The 15,871-nt window shown below is 36.5% G+C and carries 12 protein-coding genes; 6 read left to right on the forward strand and 6 right to left on the reverse strand.

Annotated features, from left to right (window positions below):
- The first annotated feature begins 541 nt into the window (after window positions 1-541).
- Window positions 542-904 (forward strand): hypothetical protein, encoded by a 363-nt coding sequence (locus tag H4O18_RS21490; RefSeq protein ID WP_187588527.1) that lies wholly within the window; start codon window positions 542-544, stop codon window positions 902-904.
- Window positions 905-1,147: 243 nt separating this feature from the next.
- Here H4O18_RS21490 and H4O18_RS21495 read toward each other — a convergent pair whose 3' ends face one another.
- The 3 genes from H4O18_RS21495 to surE form a co-directional block, all read right to left on the reverse strand.
- The gene (locus H4O18_RS21495; protein WP_187588529.1) at window positions 1,148-6,979 is read right to left on the reverse strand and encodes a PAS domain S-box protein; all 5,832 of its coding nucleotides are present in this window, start codon (window positions 6,977-6,979) and stop codon (window positions 1,148-1,150) included.
- 1 nt (window position 6,980) lies between these two features.
- Complete coding sequence (locus tag H4O18_RS21500) at window positions 6,981-7,454, reverse strand: response regulator (protein WP_187588531.1); 474 nt, start codon at window positions 7,452-7,454, stop codon at window positions 6,981-6,983.
- 372 nt (window positions 7,455-7,826) lie between these two features.
- Window positions 7,827-8,576, reverse strand: coding sequence for a 5'/3'-nucleotidase SurE (gene surE / locus H4O18_RS21505; RefSeq protein ID WP_187588533.1), 750 nt, complete (start codon window positions 8,574-8,576; stop codon window positions 7,827-7,829).
- A 218-nt stretch (window positions 8,577-8,794) separates the two neighbouring features.
- On the opposite strand from surE, the gene H4O18_RS21510 reads away from it, so the two are divergent.
- Window positions 8,795-9,703 (forward strand): diacylglycerol/lipid kinase family protein, encoded by a 909-nt coding sequence (locus H4O18_RS21510; protein WP_187588534.1) that lies wholly within the window; start codon window positions 8,795-8,797, stop codon window positions 9,701-9,703.
- Between the two features lie 206 nt (window positions 9,704-9,909).
- Here the strand turns inward: H4O18_RS21510 and H4O18_RS21515 are convergent, their stop codons facing one another.
- Window positions 9,910-10,749, reverse strand: a complete 840-nt coding sequence (locus H4O18_RS21515) for a universal stress protein (RefSeq protein WP_187588536.1) — start codon at window positions 10,747-10,749, stop codon at window positions 9,910-9,912.
- 344 nt (window positions 10,750-11,093) lie between these two features.
- On the opposite strand from H4O18_RS21515, the gene H4O18_RS22430 reads away from it, so the two are divergent.
- Window positions 11,094-11,216, forward strand: coding sequence for a hypothetical protein (locus H4O18_RS22430; protein WP_281387390.1), 123 nt, complete (start codon window positions 11,094-11,096; stop codon window positions 11,214-11,216).
- 145 nt (window positions 11,217-11,361) lie between these two features.
- Window positions 11,362-11,736 (forward strand): VOC family protein, encoded by a 375-nt coding sequence (locus tag H4O18_RS21520; RefSeq protein WP_187588538.1) that lies wholly within the window; start codon window positions 11,362-11,364, stop codon window positions 11,734-11,736.
- Between the two features lie 451 nt (window positions 11,737-12,187).
- Here H4O18_RS21520 and H4O18_RS21525 read toward each other — a convergent pair whose 3' ends face one another.
- Entirely contained in the window at window positions 12,188-12,880 is a 693-nt protein-coding gene (locus H4O18_RS21525) for a LytR/AlgR family response regulator transcription factor (RefSeq protein WP_187588540.1), read from the reverse strand.
- 396 nt (window positions 12,881-13,276) lie between these two features.
- Between H4O18_RS21525 and H4O18_RS21530 the strand changes: the two genes are divergently transcribed.
- The gene (locus H4O18_RS21530) at window positions 13,277-13,870 is read left to right on the forward strand and encodes a YceI family protein (protein WP_246474545.1); all 594 of its coding nucleotides are present in this window, start codon (window positions 13,277-13,279) and stop codon (window positions 13,868-13,870) included.
- A gap of 333 nt (window positions 13,871-14,203) precedes the next feature.
- Here H4O18_RS21530 and H4O18_RS21535 read toward each other — a convergent pair whose 3' ends face one another.
- Window positions 14,204-14,659 carry a response regulator gene (locus H4O18_RS21535; RefSeq protein WP_187588542.1) on the reverse strand — a complete coding sequence of 152 codons (456 nt, stop codon included), beginning with the start codon at window positions 14,657-14,659 and terminating at the stop codon, window positions 14,204-14,206.
- A 437-nt stretch (window positions 14,660-15,096) separates the two neighbouring features.
- Here H4O18_RS21535 and H4O18_RS21540 point away from each other — a divergent pair, with 437 nt between their 5' ends.
- The gene (locus tag H4O18_RS21540) at window positions 15,097-15,618 is read left to right on the forward strand and encodes an APC family permease (RefSeq protein ID WP_187588544.1); all 522 of its coding nucleotides are present in this window, start codon (window positions 15,097-15,099) and stop codon (window positions 15,616-15,618) included.
- Window positions 15,619-15,871 lie beyond the last annotated feature (253 nt).

Raw genomic sequence — 15,871 nt, forward strand, 5'->3', positions numbered from 1 at the left:
TTTCGTTGACCACTTTAAGTTTGAACGACATTGAGTAGTCCTTTTGGGTACGCTTGATGTACATCTGTTCTGATTTGTTCATTACACTTTCTTTTTGTGTAACGCTATTTCAGGACTAGACATATTAATAAATAGAAAACCCACAACGAGAGTTGTGGGTTTTCTATTTAGGAAAAGAGAAGCTATTTCCGTCCCTTCATTATACCTCTTGAAAGCTAGTTCATTGGAATTAATTGGTATGCCCAATACACTTTGTGAAAATTAACAATAAAGGCTGGTTAGATAATTACCTTACATCCATATCTAGTGGATTAATTATAATGTTTTTTAGACGAGATATAGTACGACCCGTTTGCTAAAACATATTAAAAAAAATTAAACAACTCATTCAACCTTTGGCCTTACATTTCATTAAACACAATATTTTGTTCATTATTCATATAATATTCTGAATATAAGTTGATTTTATCGTTAATAATTAAGGTGATAACTATTAAGGACAATTCTCCATCAAATATAGAAATGAGGTAGTTTTGACAATATGAAAAGTGTCAGAAATACCTTGAATACTATTACCGAAACCTATGAAGGGCAGCTGGAAAATAACTTACCAAGTGTAGGAGAGGTGCCTCTGTGCTCGTTTTCCGGTAAGCCGGCACATTTTTATATTGGCTTATCAGGGCCAGGATACAATGATGAAATCAGGTTGATGGGGGCCATTTGTACGGAATTTGTGGAAACGTCAATTGTAAATGTTTTGGGTCAAGGAGTGGATGACATCAAATGGCCAGTAATACTTGATTTGAAAAAGAATATATATTATCATTCCCACGATGCCAATTTACAAGGTTATTCTGCAACCATGGGGTGGAAGGAATTTCTAAGGTTTGAAACAAAACACTAAAGCAACCACAAAACATAGCCGACATGGGGCTTTTAACATTATATCCACCAATCCACCACAATAACACTGCAACCATCTGTAAAGCAATGGAATAGGTGCGTAAATAATTTCTGTTATTCTCTATAAAAACAGACTTGTATAATAGTTTAAGAGTTTGATTTAACCAATTGAATATGGCATTCTAGAAGTCTGCAATTTCTTGGAATAGTAAATAGCTATTTGTAATAATTACGTAGCTTTAAATCAAACGGGAATATAAATACTAAAAGTGGTCCCTTTGCTCAACTCACTGTTGGCAAATATGTACCCATGGTGATTTTCAACAATTTTTTTAACAATAGATAGGCCAATTCCAGTACCGGAGTATTCATTTTTTCCATGTAGTCGTTGAAAGACCTCAAATATCTTCTCATTGAACTCCTTTTCAAAACCGATTCCATTATCTTCAAAGGTAATAAGACAGTAATTTTTTCCCGGGTTCAGTTTTTCCCGCTCCAAATGTTTTCCCTTTACCAGGGTACTATCTATTTTAATATGTGGAGAAATATTGGGACTGGAATATTTAAGAGCGTTGCTGATAAGGTTATGTGCCAATTGTCGAAATTGAAAAGGAATTATGTTCAATTTCCCAAGGTTACCGATGTCGATTTTCGCATTTTTTTCTTGTATAGTTTCATTAAATTCGGAAACCACTCCTTCAAAAAGTTCCTTCAAATTGGTAAGTTCATATTTGCCTTCCCAAGTATTCATTTGGGAATAAGCCAGTAGATCCTGAATAAGGGTCTGCATACGTTCTGCCGCATTTTGAATTCGCACAAAATAATCCTTCCCACTATTGGAAAGGTTAGAAAGTTCCTTTTCCATGATTCTCCCTGCAAAGGTTTGGATTTTTCGTAAAGGTTCCTGAAGATCATGGCTGGAAACGTATGTAAAAGAATTAAGTTCTTGGTTCACTTTTTCCAGCTGTTCATTTTGATTTTTCAATTGTTCCTCAGCCTTTTTTCTTTCGGTAATATCGAGATAGGTCGTAAGTATATATCGATCGGAATTTAATCGGATCAGCTCATAGGAAACAAATACGGGGAGTTTTTCCCCATTTTTGCGGGTATATTGTATTTCAAAGCCGTTCATGGCTTCCGATTGTTTTATTTTTAGTAGTAGCAACTCCGTTTCCTCAACAGACATTGCTTGTATTTCCTTAAGGCTAAGGTCCTCATTTAAATTTTTTAATATATGGTCAACAATTCTTTCGTATTCGTCAGGGTGAATCAGCGGTATTTCCTCGGCCGTATTTCCTATGATTTCTTCTTTTTCATAACCAAACGCCTCACAAAAATGGTTGTTTACGTACTTTATCTTATTGGTCTTTATTTCAGAAAGTGACATGGGAATCGGATTGTTATCGAAGATTTTAATAAACCGCGCTTTACTTTCCTCTAATTCCGCTTCATACTTTTTTTGTTCGGTAACATCTTGGGCTGTTCCGCTCATTTTAACCGTTTCCCCCTTTTCGTTCACAAATACTTTTCCAGAGGAATCAAGTATGCGCAAGGTGCCATCCGGTAAAATTATCCTATGGACAAAATGAAATGGTTTTTGGTCCTCAAACGCTTTTTGTACTATATCATTGACTTCCTTCCGATCAGCTTCATGGACGCATTTCAGGTAATTATCGTAATCTGCCACAAATTCCTGAGGATTGAGACCATAAATTCTATATAGCTCATCGGACCATTCAATTTTATTGGCTAGAACATCCCATTCCCAACTACCTATGTGAGCCAATTTCTGTGCTTCCATCAATTGGTTGGTCTTTTTCTTGATATTCTCTTCAAATTGTCTCCTGACGGTAATATCCCTGATAAAGCCAATAAAGATTTCCGTATCATTAATATTGGTAGCGGATATTTTTAGTTCGATCGGAAATTCTTCATGATTTTTCTTTACGGCAAACACCTCGATGGGCTTATTAAGTATAGGCCCGTCCCCAGTTTTCAAATAATGTTCCATTCCTTGTTTATGCCGTACTCGATACCTTTCAGGTATAATGGTTTCGGTTAAATTTTTGCCGATGACTTCATTCTTTTTCCACCCGAATATATGCTCGGCCTCTGGGTTCCAACTTATAATTTCTCCCTCCTCATTAATTGATACTACAGCATCCGGTGCATGTTCAAGAATATGCCTAACCCTCTCGTTACTTTCTCTTAAATTGATTTCTAAAGTGTCCGAATGTACTTTTTGATCATGGATATCGGTATTGGTCCCAAACCACCTGATAACATTCCCTTCCTGGTCATAGATCGGAAAAGCTCGGGTTAAAAAGGAACGGAATTTTTTATCGGCTCCCTTGAGAGGGAATATCATTTCAAAAGGTTCCCCTTGCTCAATGGCGCGTTTCCATTTTTCCAGTACCTCAGGCAATTTTTGGGAATCGTGTACCGATTGCCATCCCCAACCTTCCATATCCTCTAGATTTGTTCCCGTGTAGTCGTACCACCGTTGATTGTACCAAAAAATCCACCCATCGGCGTTGGCCATCCATGCCAGGTTTTGTATACTGTTAGCTAAAGCGCTGAATAATTTTTGACTCTCCTCTATACCCTTCAAAGCTTCTACCTGAGGGGTTATATCTATCAAGGTGTTTATGGCTCCGTTGACCTTGCCATCTAGATCATAGGTAGGTTGAGGATTGGGAATAATGTTCCGTCTGGTGCCATCAGGACGTTCAATATTAATCTCAAAACTTATAGACCTTCCTTCCTTAAGGGAAAGGGCCATTGGGCAGTCATCGTAGGCAAGAGGAGTACCGTCCGGCCTAAATATTGTCCAGGAACCGCACCACAGGTCTTTTCCCACTCGGGGCTCGGATCCCCAAAGCTCTTTGGCGGCATCGTTATACAATTCTATATAACCTTCCGCATTACAGGTATATACAGCTACAGGTAGGCCAAAAAGGAGCTCTTTGTATCGCGCTTCACTTTTCCTTAATTCTTCCCTCAATAAAATATCTTCCGTAACGTCTATAACATGGGCCAAAATACCATTGATGTTCTTATTTTCATCAAAAGTGGTTTGGTAGACTGCGTTATAATATCCGTCTTCCAATATCCCATTCCCCTTATCCACTTTTACCAAGGTTTCCTTGAAAACGTATGTCTTCCCAGTTTTATAAACCTCGTCCAGTATTTCGAAGTATCCCTGTCCCTCAATTTCTGGCAAGGCTTCTCTAATTGCCTTCCCAACTATGTTCCGGTCCCCGATCATTTCTAGAAAAATATCGTTCGCCATACTTATTTTGTGGTCGGGCCCTTGTAAAATACAGATTCCTGATGGGACATCCATAAAAATACTTCTGAGGTAGGCGTCGGCGCTTTTATAAGCCTCAATTTTGGCCTTGGCATCAATCTGGGCGGCCAAAAGTTCGTTTTCCTTTTCCCGTAAGGCTACAGACTTTTTGCGAAGGTCCGTAATATCGTGAATTGCCAAGAGGATCAATTCATCATTTTTTGATCGCTGAACTATTTTTTTTGCAGTGAGCAATAGTATTCTTTCCCCTACATTCTGAAAGGATTGGTTTATTTCAAAGTCATTAAATTGTGACTCCTTGGAAAAAACTTCCTCTAGCAACTGTCTTAACCCGGGAATATTCCATTGATTATCGGAAAGCTCGAAAAACGAAACACCAATAATATTATCTTCATTTACACTGAACCTATCGCAAAAAGATCTATTGGCCGACTTGACCCGTAGATTCTGATCCAAAACCACCATGGAATCATAAATGGCCGCCGAAACAGCCTCGGAAAATGCATAAGACTCGTTCAATTGTTCATTACGGGCCTGTAATTCCTGATTGGTGGTGACCAATTCTTCATTGGCAGAATCGATTTCTTCCTTCGAGGTCTGCAGTTCCTCATTTACGGTCTGTAGCTCTTCATTATTGGTTATGATCTCCTCATTGGCACTTTGTAATTCCTCCAAATAGTTGTTCTGTTCTTCAGCCAAGGTTAGGTTATATGCATAAGCTATTGCCAACTCTTCTTCCAATTTTTTAATTTTCAGATCTTTTGAATTTAATTTATCTCCCTTGGAATGGATTGGGTCATGCATTTGTTCTGTTTGGCCCTTTTCCTTAAAAATGATAAGCAATAAGGGCTCCTTCCAATTAATTTTAAGAGGTACCACTTCAATACTTATTGTTTTTTTGGCGCTACCATTTATCATCTCTATCCCGCTTTTGAATACCCTTTCCTTATTTTTAAAAGCGCTTAAGATTGCATTTCGTAATTCGATGACGATTTCGGGCCTGGCCATTTTTAAAATATTAAAAGAGGCTTTCCCTTTTGGATGGGTCAGATATAAATCTGTTGGACCTCGGAACTGTACAATTTCCATTTGCTCGTTTATGGCTACACTTGCAGGCATAAAATCAGCAATAAGTACCGCATCGATGATTCCTTCCAAATTTTTGGATTCAGAGTTCATATTCTTTTTTGTCATAATATTATCATTGCGGTAAAATCTATGGCTTTCAGTTAGGATCGGGGATGCCAATTTTTGTGGCAAATTAGGGAGTACATGAGATTCCAAGTCATTGTTTCTGCTATATATCTTATGTTTTTCATTTGAGGAAACAAAAAGTTGGGGAGCCGCGCCTATGGTTTCAGATTTACCCAACATTATAAACCCATTAGTGTTCAAAGCATAATGTATGCTGGAAAGTGCTCTTTTCTGGGCCATGGTATCCAGATATATAAATAGATTGCAACAACTTATAAAATCCAATCTGGAAAAGGGCGGGTCCGTCAGTATGTTATGAACAGCGAAGGAGCACATTTCCCTTACTTCCCTGTTAATTCGAAACCCCTCATTGGTTTTGGTAAAGAATTGCTGAATCCGCTTCTGGGAAACAGTTTCCAATTCCTGCGGGGTAAAAAGCCCCATACGCGCCTTATTTATGGCCCTTTTATTCAGGTCCGTGGCAAATATTTGGACTGCAAATATCAGGGCGTTCTTATCAAGTAGCTCGTGTAAAATAATGGCAATCGAATAGGCTTCCTGTCCAGTGGCACAGGCAGGCACCCAAATTCGCAGTTGTGATTGAGTTTTTAGCCTTTTTAATAGTTTGGGGAACAAAGTTGATTTTAAGTATTTGTAAGTAGCTTCTTCCCGAAAAAAGTTGGTGACATTGATCAGCAAATCATGATGAAGCATTTCCACTTCCTCATTTTTCTGTTTCAAAAGCGAAACATATTTCTTTAATGACTTTACCTTGTGCATCGACATCCGCCTAACAATCCGTCTTTTGATAGTAGTCATTTTGTACCCGCTATAATCCACTCCTATTATCTTGTGGAGATGTTGTAAAATATCTTTTAAGGCTGGATCATTATGGTCTATCTTATCAATCTTGGAAACGTCCGAAGATTGAGGTTCAATTCGTGATGATCTACTGATTTCGACTAATTTTTGGGCAATGTTCTCGGCCGATAAAATATAATCTACGGCACCCGTTGCAATGGCTGCATTGGGCATTCCGGTAAATTTGGCAGTTTTGTCCTGGGCAAATGTAATTCCTCCCTCATCTTTAATGGTCTGAAGACCATCGGCGCCATCGTACCCACTACCGCTTAAAATAACGCCTATGGTACGTGCTCCGTGTGCATGTGCCAAGGAAGAAAAAAGTGTGTCAATGGAATTTACCGACCGATTTTTAGTCCGAGGCTTTAATTTAAATCGGTCCTTAAATACTTCTACTTGTTTATTGAAGGGAATGATATATAACGTATCTGCTTCAATGGATTCCCCCTCAATAATTTCCCTTACTTTCATTTTGGTAGCCTTGGAAAGTAACTCCACCAACATACTTTTATGGTCTGGGCTTAGATGCTGCACCAAAATAAAGGCCATTCCTGTTTTGGGGGAAAGATGGTTCAAAAGGGACTTCATTGCCTCTAGCCCCCCTGCGGATGTCCCGATGCCAACAATGTGAAAATCGTCGCTGAGGAAATTCCTTGAATCAGTGGAATTATCCTCCTTGGATTTATCGGCCTTTATTGGAGTTCGGTTCATATTAAAACAAAAGGGATTTGGAATCGCTCAACAAAAATCCATCTCTAGAAGGTTGTGAGGCTGGATTGTTTAAAATTAGCGAAATGGCATGAATAATTGCCTTTTTAAGTTTATCAAAATCCACTGGTTTGCAAATGTAATAATGGGCTCCTATTTCGAAGATCTTATTCACATTGGATGAGATCATTGAAGTGGAGTAAATTATCACAGGTAAATGTCTTAATCGCATATCCGTTTTAATTTCTTCCAAACAACAATAGCCATTTTTCAATGGCATATTAAGGTCTAGAAACAGGGCGTTTGGTAGCTCCAAATCCTCTTCTACCGCTTTATTAAGGAGTTCCATCAGCTTTATTCCATTATGTACAAGTTCAACTTTTACCTGAAGTTGGGATTCGTCAATGACTTCCTTGAAGAGCATACAATCGTCCTCATCATCATCTGCCAGTAGGATTTTTATTTTAGTTGATAGCATCCATGGAAATTAGGCAAAAGTTTGATTATGTCAAAAATCAAAAATGTTAATTTGAACTAAAGATCATTCTTGAGAGAATACAATACAGTGCGCAGTCTTTATTGTTATTTTTATCCAACATTTTGTTTGCAAATAAAGTTTAGAATTCAATTCATTTTCTCAGCTTAGATCATGACAAAACAATCCCACATCCCAGCAAGTATATCGGAATTTCAATGTGGGGCCTCAACCAAAATCAACTACTACCTTGTGTAATTAAATTTGTTAAAATTGACCTGAAATACTAATTATTTTGTCCTGTATCAAGTTTCAGAAGCGTATGACAGAAGTAATACACTTTTGGATTCCTGAGCCAAAGTTTTATCCAGATGATCAATTGTCTGAAATATTATTATGATTATTAGATCGATGAGCCAAATAATCTGTATCGGTAAGATCAAGAATCATAGGGGTTACACTAGTTTTTCCCTGTTTTACCGCCCAGCGGTCAGAACCCTCATCTTCCGGTTCTATAGGAATAACTGTAAACCAGTAATGTTCTCGACCCATTGGGTCTTGGTTTAAGATAATTTTACCGTCGTATTTGCGGACCGATTGACTCGTCCAAACAATTTCTCCAATGGGGCTTAAAGGAAAATTAATGTTCAACAATTTTAGTTCAACTTCATTCACTACCTCTTCCAAAGCATCATGTACAAATGGTTTCAATGCTTCAAAGTCCGGTTCGTCTTGTCCCACAGAAACACTTAGGGCGATACCTCGAACCCCAAAAAGTACTGCCTGGCGCGCTGCTGAAAGGGTCCCGGAATGCCAAGCAGAGTTTCCTAAGTTAGAACCAATATTAATACCGGAGAGGACCAAATCTATACCATCGAACAAATGGGTACCCATTGCTACGCAATCAGCGGGCGTTCCTGTGACCCTGAATGCCTCAATACCTTCAAAATGAATTGGCGATTTTTTATACGTAATGGGCTTTCCTGAAGTAATGGCTTGCCCCATTGAAGATTGTTCCACGTCAGGGGCCATTACTATTACCTCTCCATATGCGGCCGCAACTTGAGCGAGGCATGAAAGGCCGGGACTATATATACCATCATCGTTCGTTACCAATATTTTCATCTTTTTGAATTTATTATTGTTTGTAGAATTTTTGAACATCCTGTAGGATATTTACAAAAATATATGCATTTCAATTACACAACCGACTGTATCCAGTGGAAAAAGGACACAATCGCAAATATTTTTAACGCCAGTACTAAATCGGTTATTATCGAAAGATGGAAAGTATTTCTTTTGTGAAATTAATAGGAATATTGTTCCTGTCGAAATATCATTTTATGAAAACTGCGCAACTCATACACAATCCAACTGCCGGAACTGCTGCACATTGCAAAGATGAACTATTAACGATAGTTCGAAAAGCAGGATACAAGGCAGATTATATTTCAACACAGAATCTTGAGGTGTGGGAAAATTTCAATCCTAATGAAGCAGAGGTTATATTTTTAGCTGGAGGTGATGGAACAGTACATAAATTGGCCGAGAAGTTGTTATTAAAAATGAAGGATAAATCTGTGCCGATTCATTTGTTGCCCATGGGGACCGCCAATAATATTGCGAGGACGCTTAAAATTCCCACGGTCTTGGAAGGGCATACATTGAACCAAAAAAGAAGTATTATGAATTTCGATTATGGTAGTGTCAAGGGACTTCCTAATAAGGAATTCTTACTAGAAAGTGCAGGATTTGGAGTTTTTCCTCATTTGATCCATAAAATGAAAAAGAACAATGACAAAAATTTGGCTCCACAAGACGAACTTAATCTGGCAATAAAGGTTTTGTTGAAGATTGTCACGAAATTCAAAGCACAAAAAGCAACTATAAAGGCTGATGGAATTAAGATTAAAGGTAAATTTATACTGATAGAACTAATGAACATTCAATACTTGGGACCCAATGTTAAATTGGCTCCACATGCGAATCCTGGGGATGGTCATTTTGAATTGGTTCTCATACCGGAAAAAGCCAGGGATGGTTTAAAAAATTACCTAAATGAAATGGTTAATGGAAAATCTGATAATTTAAGTTTAGGGAAATTTGTTAAAACTATAAGAGTTCGGAGTATAAAACTTAAATGGGCCGGTAATAAAATGCATGTAGATGATAGCTTAATTAATGACTATTCAGCAAAAAAAATTAAAATTAAAGTATTACCAAGTGCTTTAAGCTTTTATACGAATATCTAGTAATTCTATTGTAGTACCAGACTTCTTAAAAATTTTCACCTAAATATATGGGATCTACCACACGGACTTTTTTATAGGCAAATTCTATCCATGAGTTAAACTCTCAAACCCTTACTTCAATCTTTTCAAAGCATTAATTTATAACACTTTATTTTTATTGGCCCAACATACCTGCCCTTCGAACACATCTAGGTTTTATTTTAAATTTATTTTAATATTAAAAGGGGAATATCCGTTTTATACAGGATATTCTGTCTAGTGCCCTGGTGAAGAAGCCGTTCAAAAAATCCGTGTTCGCGATATAATAGAACAAGGAGATCGATAGGGTTCTTTTCCATGAACTCTGAAATACCCTGGTCGGGATTTTCGTCATAAAATACATGAATGGAGTGTTTAATGCCATTCAGCATATTTCTATAATGGGCCAGTATTTCACGTTCTTTAAAAGCTGCATCCCCATTTTCGGAAATATGTATGATACCTAATTTAGCTTCAAAACCTTTTAACAGTTGGACCAATAAATCCCAGTTTACATTATTTTCAACCTCGGTTGTATCCAAAGCTAAGCACACAGTTTCAATTTCATAAGATTTTAGGTTTTCAGGTAGCACCAATACAGGGCAAGGAGCCTTACGGCTTACCTTCTCACTATTGGTTCCAAAAAAGAATGCCTTTAATTTGGAGGCACCGGTTGTGCCCATTATAATGAGGTCTACATACTCCGATTCAGCAGTACTGCAGATGACATCAACGGCTAATCCTGCACTAACTATGTCTTTATGCTCAACAGTTGCCAGCTGAGGAAACGCGTCCAAGAAATAATTGAGACTTCGTCTGCTTATCTCTTGGTCAGATAACAACGAGCCAGGTGGAGGGTAGGTCATTGAAGTGTCAATTTGCCCTTCGTATTCAGTATAACCAATGGCGTGCCCATGCACGAAAATAATTTTAGCATTCCATTTTCTGGCAAGTATTATGGCATATTTAACGGCGTGCTTAGAGGCTTCACTGAAATCCACCGGTACTAAAAGAGTCTGTTTTCGCATAATGTTCTAATTTTAATATAAAAATCCCAGGGTGAAATATTCTAATTTTGTCAATGGAATTAGGATATACTTTATGAAAGAAAATTAAAAGGAATTATCCCGGAATTTTGACGGGTGAAATTTTAATTTTGACCCAATCCGATAAAGGGTTTTTCCTTTTTCTAATTTTTAGTATTTTGTAATACGATTGGAGGATTTTTGGGAAGAAACCATACTCAACGAATATACAAGGAACAATGGAGAATACTTACGGTCTGGAATTGGAACGTGGTTTTTTAGGGTGCCTAGTCTAATTATTATCCGGTATATCTTTGCCCGATAATTGACTTAGTTTTAGTCTAGGTATGGAAGTGGACAAAAAATATGGTGCGGGTGCCGGCAATGAGGAGCAACAGAACTGGAGCAATGCTAATGTTCGCGTTACCAAACGTATTGCATTGGACGGGAAAGTTGCCCTATTGAATTAGCGAGCAACCTTCTTCCAAGAAGGAAGTGAAAGTTATTCGGCTACTATAACTTCATTTACACAATATAAAATGGCAGACTGGGTAAGGTTTTCATCAACATAGTCAGAATCCAGTAAAATAAAATAAACTCTTTTAAAACTATGGTATGCTAAAAAATTCAAAAGCTTTCAGCGGATTTTCCGTTAACGATATTAATAAAGCAAAAATATTTTATCGTCAAACATTAGGATTGAAATTAAGGGACATTCCTATGGGAATGCTAGAACTCGATTTAAAAGGAAATCATCCGATTGTAATCTATCCGAAATACGATCATGTACCGGCTACATTTACAATTCTTAACTTTTTGGTAGAGGATATTGAAGTGGCTGTAGCTGCGCTTTCGAAAAAAGGAATTGTATTTGAACAGTATAAAGATCTTAATACCGATGAAAAAGGTATTGCCCATAATGATGGACCGTTAATAGCGTGGTTCAAAGATCCGGCGGGCAACATTCTTTCGTTAATACAAGAAGAATAAATTTTACTTAAATTAGAAATAGTGGCAATTAAATTTAAACCGTAAAAAGTAGACAGAACCGCTTAAGAGAGTGATAGTTCTGTTGGTTAACTTAATTCAACTGACGTACTTTTAAGTGTTTGTGGCACAGGCATTCGAACCCACTTAACGACGTATCAAAAAAATAAGATTAGAGCCCTTATACCATGGTATCATCCGGTAGCTGTAATACCCATGACAGGATCAAACCAAATTCATAGACCATGATCAGCTTTATAATCCATTTTAATTGAATGTTATTTTAATAAAGTTTCCCGCTAATTTCGTTAACGTTATCGATTAGACAAATTCTTAGGCGTGAAAAAACCATCTACGAAAAAACATTGATATATCATTTAACAGTTTAATGCGCAAGGGTATTTCGAGCGTAAAAATAGTAAAAGAGGTTGCTACATAATTACAATGAGGGTCTTTAAAAATTATAAAGTGCCGCTACCAATTCCTCTTTTTTGTTTCTGCTTAAGGGTACCTGTCTACCTTCTAGTTCCACATTTTTACTATTGAATTTTTCAACTTTTTCCAAATTCACGATATAGGATTTATGTATCCTTAGAAATTTTTCCTTTGGTAACTTTTGTTCAAATGATTTCATGGTAGAAAGGATAACGACATTGCCTTCATTCGTTACCAATTTAATATAATCGCCAAGAGCTTCGATCCATTTTATATCGTTTAAAACAACTTTACGCTTTTTCAGGTTACTTTTTACAAAGATATACTCCTCTTCCTCCGCCACCTTTTGCGATTGCTCATATTTGGCCATGGCCCTTTTTATAGAAGCTTCAAAACGTGTTAAAGTAATGGGTTTGTGAAGGTAATCTGTAACATCATAATCAAAAGCCTTAAGGGCATATTCGGGATTACCGGTAATCAAAATTACCTGTGGTGGGTTCTCCAAGGATTCCAAAAGATCAAAACCATTGATGATTGGCATTTCCACATCGAGGAAAATTAGATCGATGTCGTTATTTTTAATACCGTTTTTTGCTTCAATGGCATTGCTGTATTCAGCTACCATTATCAGGTTAGGATGTTTGTTCACTAATTTGGCTACGGCAATCCGCTGCATAGACGAATCGTCTACGATTATACTTCTTAATTTCATAATAGTTGATTCCTCGTTAAAATCAAGTTCAAGGTAATTATTTGGTATACCAAGCCATTAAAAATGATGTGAACGCCTTATTAAATGTTGTGTAAATGGTGATATTTGTGGTCTAGGTATTTGGGTTGAGATTTTCCAAAAAAACCGGCCAGTTCAGTTTTAGGGGATAATTGGCGAATAAACGTTTAGGTTTAAATACAATATTTGTTATTTAATGACCTATGTATTCCGAATCACAGATTATTGTTGCCATTAAACAGTCGCAGAAAGGTAGAAGAGGCCCGGAGTTATTTTATAATATGAACGAAAACGTATAGCAAGTCTAATTAATACGTCTCGGCCACATTTTAGGCTTAGATAAGTATCAAAAAAAAAGTGAAACTAAAAACTAATCTTATGAAGAAATTTATGAAAATTAAAAGTAATAGGATTTTATATTTATCCAAAACCTTGATTTTTTACTTATCAATTTTGTTCCTATTCCTGAGTAGCATTACCTCATTTGCACAGGTATATAGCGCCACTGAAGGCCATGCCAATTTCAGGGCCAAAATGCCATTTAATTCCTATATGGGAAAGTCGGACCGCTTACAGGGAACCATTAATTTTGAAACCGGAAAAGTAGCTTTCAAGGTGCCCGTAAGATCCATTAAGACCAATAAAGATAAACGTGATGAACACATGTACGAGCTGCTTGAAGCGAAGAAAAATCCCGATGTTGTTTTTGATGGGACACTTATCGACAATTTTGACATTAATAAAAAGGGTAATCAGTCAGTCCCGGTAAAGGGCGATTTCACCCTTGCTGGAACTACTAGGCAAATAACCATACCCTTAGATTTGGAGCTTGTTTCAGAAGGTACTATTCAATTAAAAGCTTCCTGGACATTGTTAATTACCGACTATGGTTTAGAGCGCCCAAGCATAGTATTTATACAAGTTGATGACAAACATGAATTGAGTGTGGATGCCGTGCTCATGGAAAAATAAAATTTAAAAATGACCCATACAATGGTCTATATACGCAGGGATAATTTCCACAATCTTGTTTTGAAGGTTTTCTCAATTTCTTGATAAATTATTTATACTTAATCTTCCTTTTTTCAATCGCAATGGGTGGGTAATTCAATGGTATATACGAATAGGATTTTTAATAAAATTTGCTTTGCGCCGATATATGGTTATTTATAGGGTAGGGGAGTATTAATACCAGTTTTTATGTCATACCAGCATATTGTCAGATTTCCACGTAGACGTTGGTATATAACTAGCCAGGAATCACTGCCGAATTTAAAAAGTTAGTAATATTAGTATACGAGAATATTAAACATTAATATTTATTATGGCAGTACCTCCTAGTGCATTTCTCTTTACTGAATTAACGGTTTTGTCCAGAGATGCCACCAATGAGCTGTAAGAATCGGGTTTACGCAAATATCTATTCGCTCCCAAACTGAATAATTTCTCTATACGGTCAAGGTTATATTCGTTAGAATAAATTACAATAGGAATATTGTCCAAAGATTCATTATTTCGAATAATATTAAGACATTCCTCTCCGTCCATTTTAGGCATATATAAGTCTAGGAAAATCATGTCAGGTCTTTGAGGTTGGGATTGAAGGGCCATTATCAACTCTTGGCCATTACTAAATAATGTAAGGTTTACGATAGTTTCTAATTCTGCCAGTGCGTCCTTGAATATCTCCTGATCTTCCATGTCATCCTCCGCTAAATAAATGGAGAATATATTTTGATTTATTACTTTACTATTGTTCATGGCACTACTCTAACATTTTCATTATTAACAAAATATAGTTCTTGCAAAATGAGATTTGTGTTGGTAAATTATTTATACAACACAATTCATTTTAAGCCTTTAAATCCGCTATTGAGCAACTTTATTAATTTCGCATTTGCAATATATTTTTATATTATTTCCAAGGTCTTGAACATAACTTAAATGCCCAATATTTTATTTGAGGGGATAGTAAAGTTCCTAAAAAGCAATATGTACGGTCACAGTAATTTTTTTTAATAAATTAGTTTTACAATAATATTGTTAGGGAAATAATTTCCGCCATGATATGAAAACTAAAATTACCTAGAGTGACAACAGAAAAAGAAAACAATCGATTTTAAAGATAACTCAATTGATTTTTTTCGTAGGCGATAAATTCAATCATTTATGAAGCGAATAACCTATACCTTAAAAATATGGAATACAATATTTGTGGACCAATAGGGTTTACTTTAATAACCATTGGAGCTGTAGTGTCCATGTTCGGAAATTTGAGTAGTGAAATATTGAGCACGCCAAGGATGCTATATCGGGCCGCAAAGGATAGAGTAATTCCAATTGAAATTGCATCTAGAGTTCACAAGAAGTTTTCTACGCCATATGTGTCAATTATAATTTATGTTGGACTGTGCTTTTTATTTGCTTCATTAGGTGGATTCAAGCAACTGGCAATTCTATCTAGTGCCTCTATTTTACTTATTTATCTGGGAGTGGCAATCGCTGTGATAAAATTGAGAAAAAAGGAAAATAAGGAAGATTCCGAATTGTCCAAAGACTCATTTAGAATCCCGGGAGGATATCTTGTCCCAATTATGGCTGTTTTGGTTATTTTATTCTTTTTATCCAATCTGTCATTTAATGAATTGGCGGGTATAGTCGCAATTATAGTCTTCTTATCGATTATCTATTATTTTGGATACAATGTCTTAAAAAAGTAATTAACTGTTGTGATGTTATTTTATATGAACTCTATGGACGACTACTTTATATATTTCCTCACAAATAAAAAGTACATAACAATGTAAATGATAAGCCTTCTAATAAAAGAAGCTTATTCCCCAATAAAAAAAATAGTCATAAGCCCCATCCATTACTTTAGCCCTCCCATTAAATTGGCACTGAATAGGTATTTTTTATTTCGCCCATGACAAAAGTACTGTGTGCACTACCAATGTTTTTTATTTCCCCAAG

Source organism: Arenibacter arenosicollis (genome assembly GCF_014397245.1).
Taxonomy (GTDB): domain Bacteria; phylum Bacteroidota; class Bacteroidia; order Flavobacteriales; family Flavobacteriaceae; genus Arenibacter; species Arenibacter arenosicollis.

Coding starts and splice junctions, on each gene's coding strand:
- H4O18_RS21540 (WP_187588544.1), top strand. CDS start 15,097: ATGGAATACAATATTTGTGGACCAATAGGGTTTACTTTAATAACCATT.
- H4O18_RS21525 (WP_187588540.1), bottom strand. CDS start 12,880: ATGAAATTAAGAAGTATAATCGTAGACGATTCGTCTATGCAGCGGATT.
- H4O18_RS21535 (WP_187588542.1), bottom strand. CDS start 14,659: ATGAACAATAGTAAAGTAATAAATCAAAATATATTCTCCATTTATTTA.
- H4O18_RS22430 (WP_281387390.1), top strand. CDS start 11,094: ATGGAAGTGGACAAAAAATATGGTGCGGGTGCCGGCAATGAGGAGCAA.
- H4O18_RS21530 (WP_246474545.1), top strand. CDS start 13,277: ATGAAGAAATTTATGAAAATTAAAAGTAATAGGATTTTATATTTATCC.
- H4O18_RS21515 (WP_187588536.1), bottom strand. CDS start 10,749: ATGCGAAAACAGACTCTTTTAGTACCGGTGGATTTCAGTGAAGCCTCT.
- H4O18_RS21495 (WP_187588529.1), bottom strand. CDS start 6,979: ATGAACCGAACTCCAATAAAGGCCGATAAATCCAAGGAGGATAATTCC.
- H4O18_RS21490 (WP_187588527.1), top strand. CDS start 542: ATGAAAAGTGTCAGAAATACCTTGAATACTATTACCGAAACCTATGAA.
- surE (WP_187588533.1), bottom strand. CDS start 8,576: ATGAAAATATTGGTAACGAACGATGATGGTATATATAGTCCCGGCCTT.
- H4O18_RS21510 (WP_187588534.1), top strand. CDS start 8,795: ATGAAAACTGCGCAACTCATACACAATCCAACTGCCGGAACTGCTGCA.
- H4O18_RS21520 (WP_187588538.1), top strand. CDS start 11,362: ATGCTAAAAAATTCAAAAGCTTTCAGCGGATTTTCCGTTAACGATATT.
- H4O18_RS21500 (WP_187588531.1), bottom strand. CDS start 7,454: ATGCTATCAACTAAAATAAAAATCCTACTGGCAGATGATGATGAGGAC.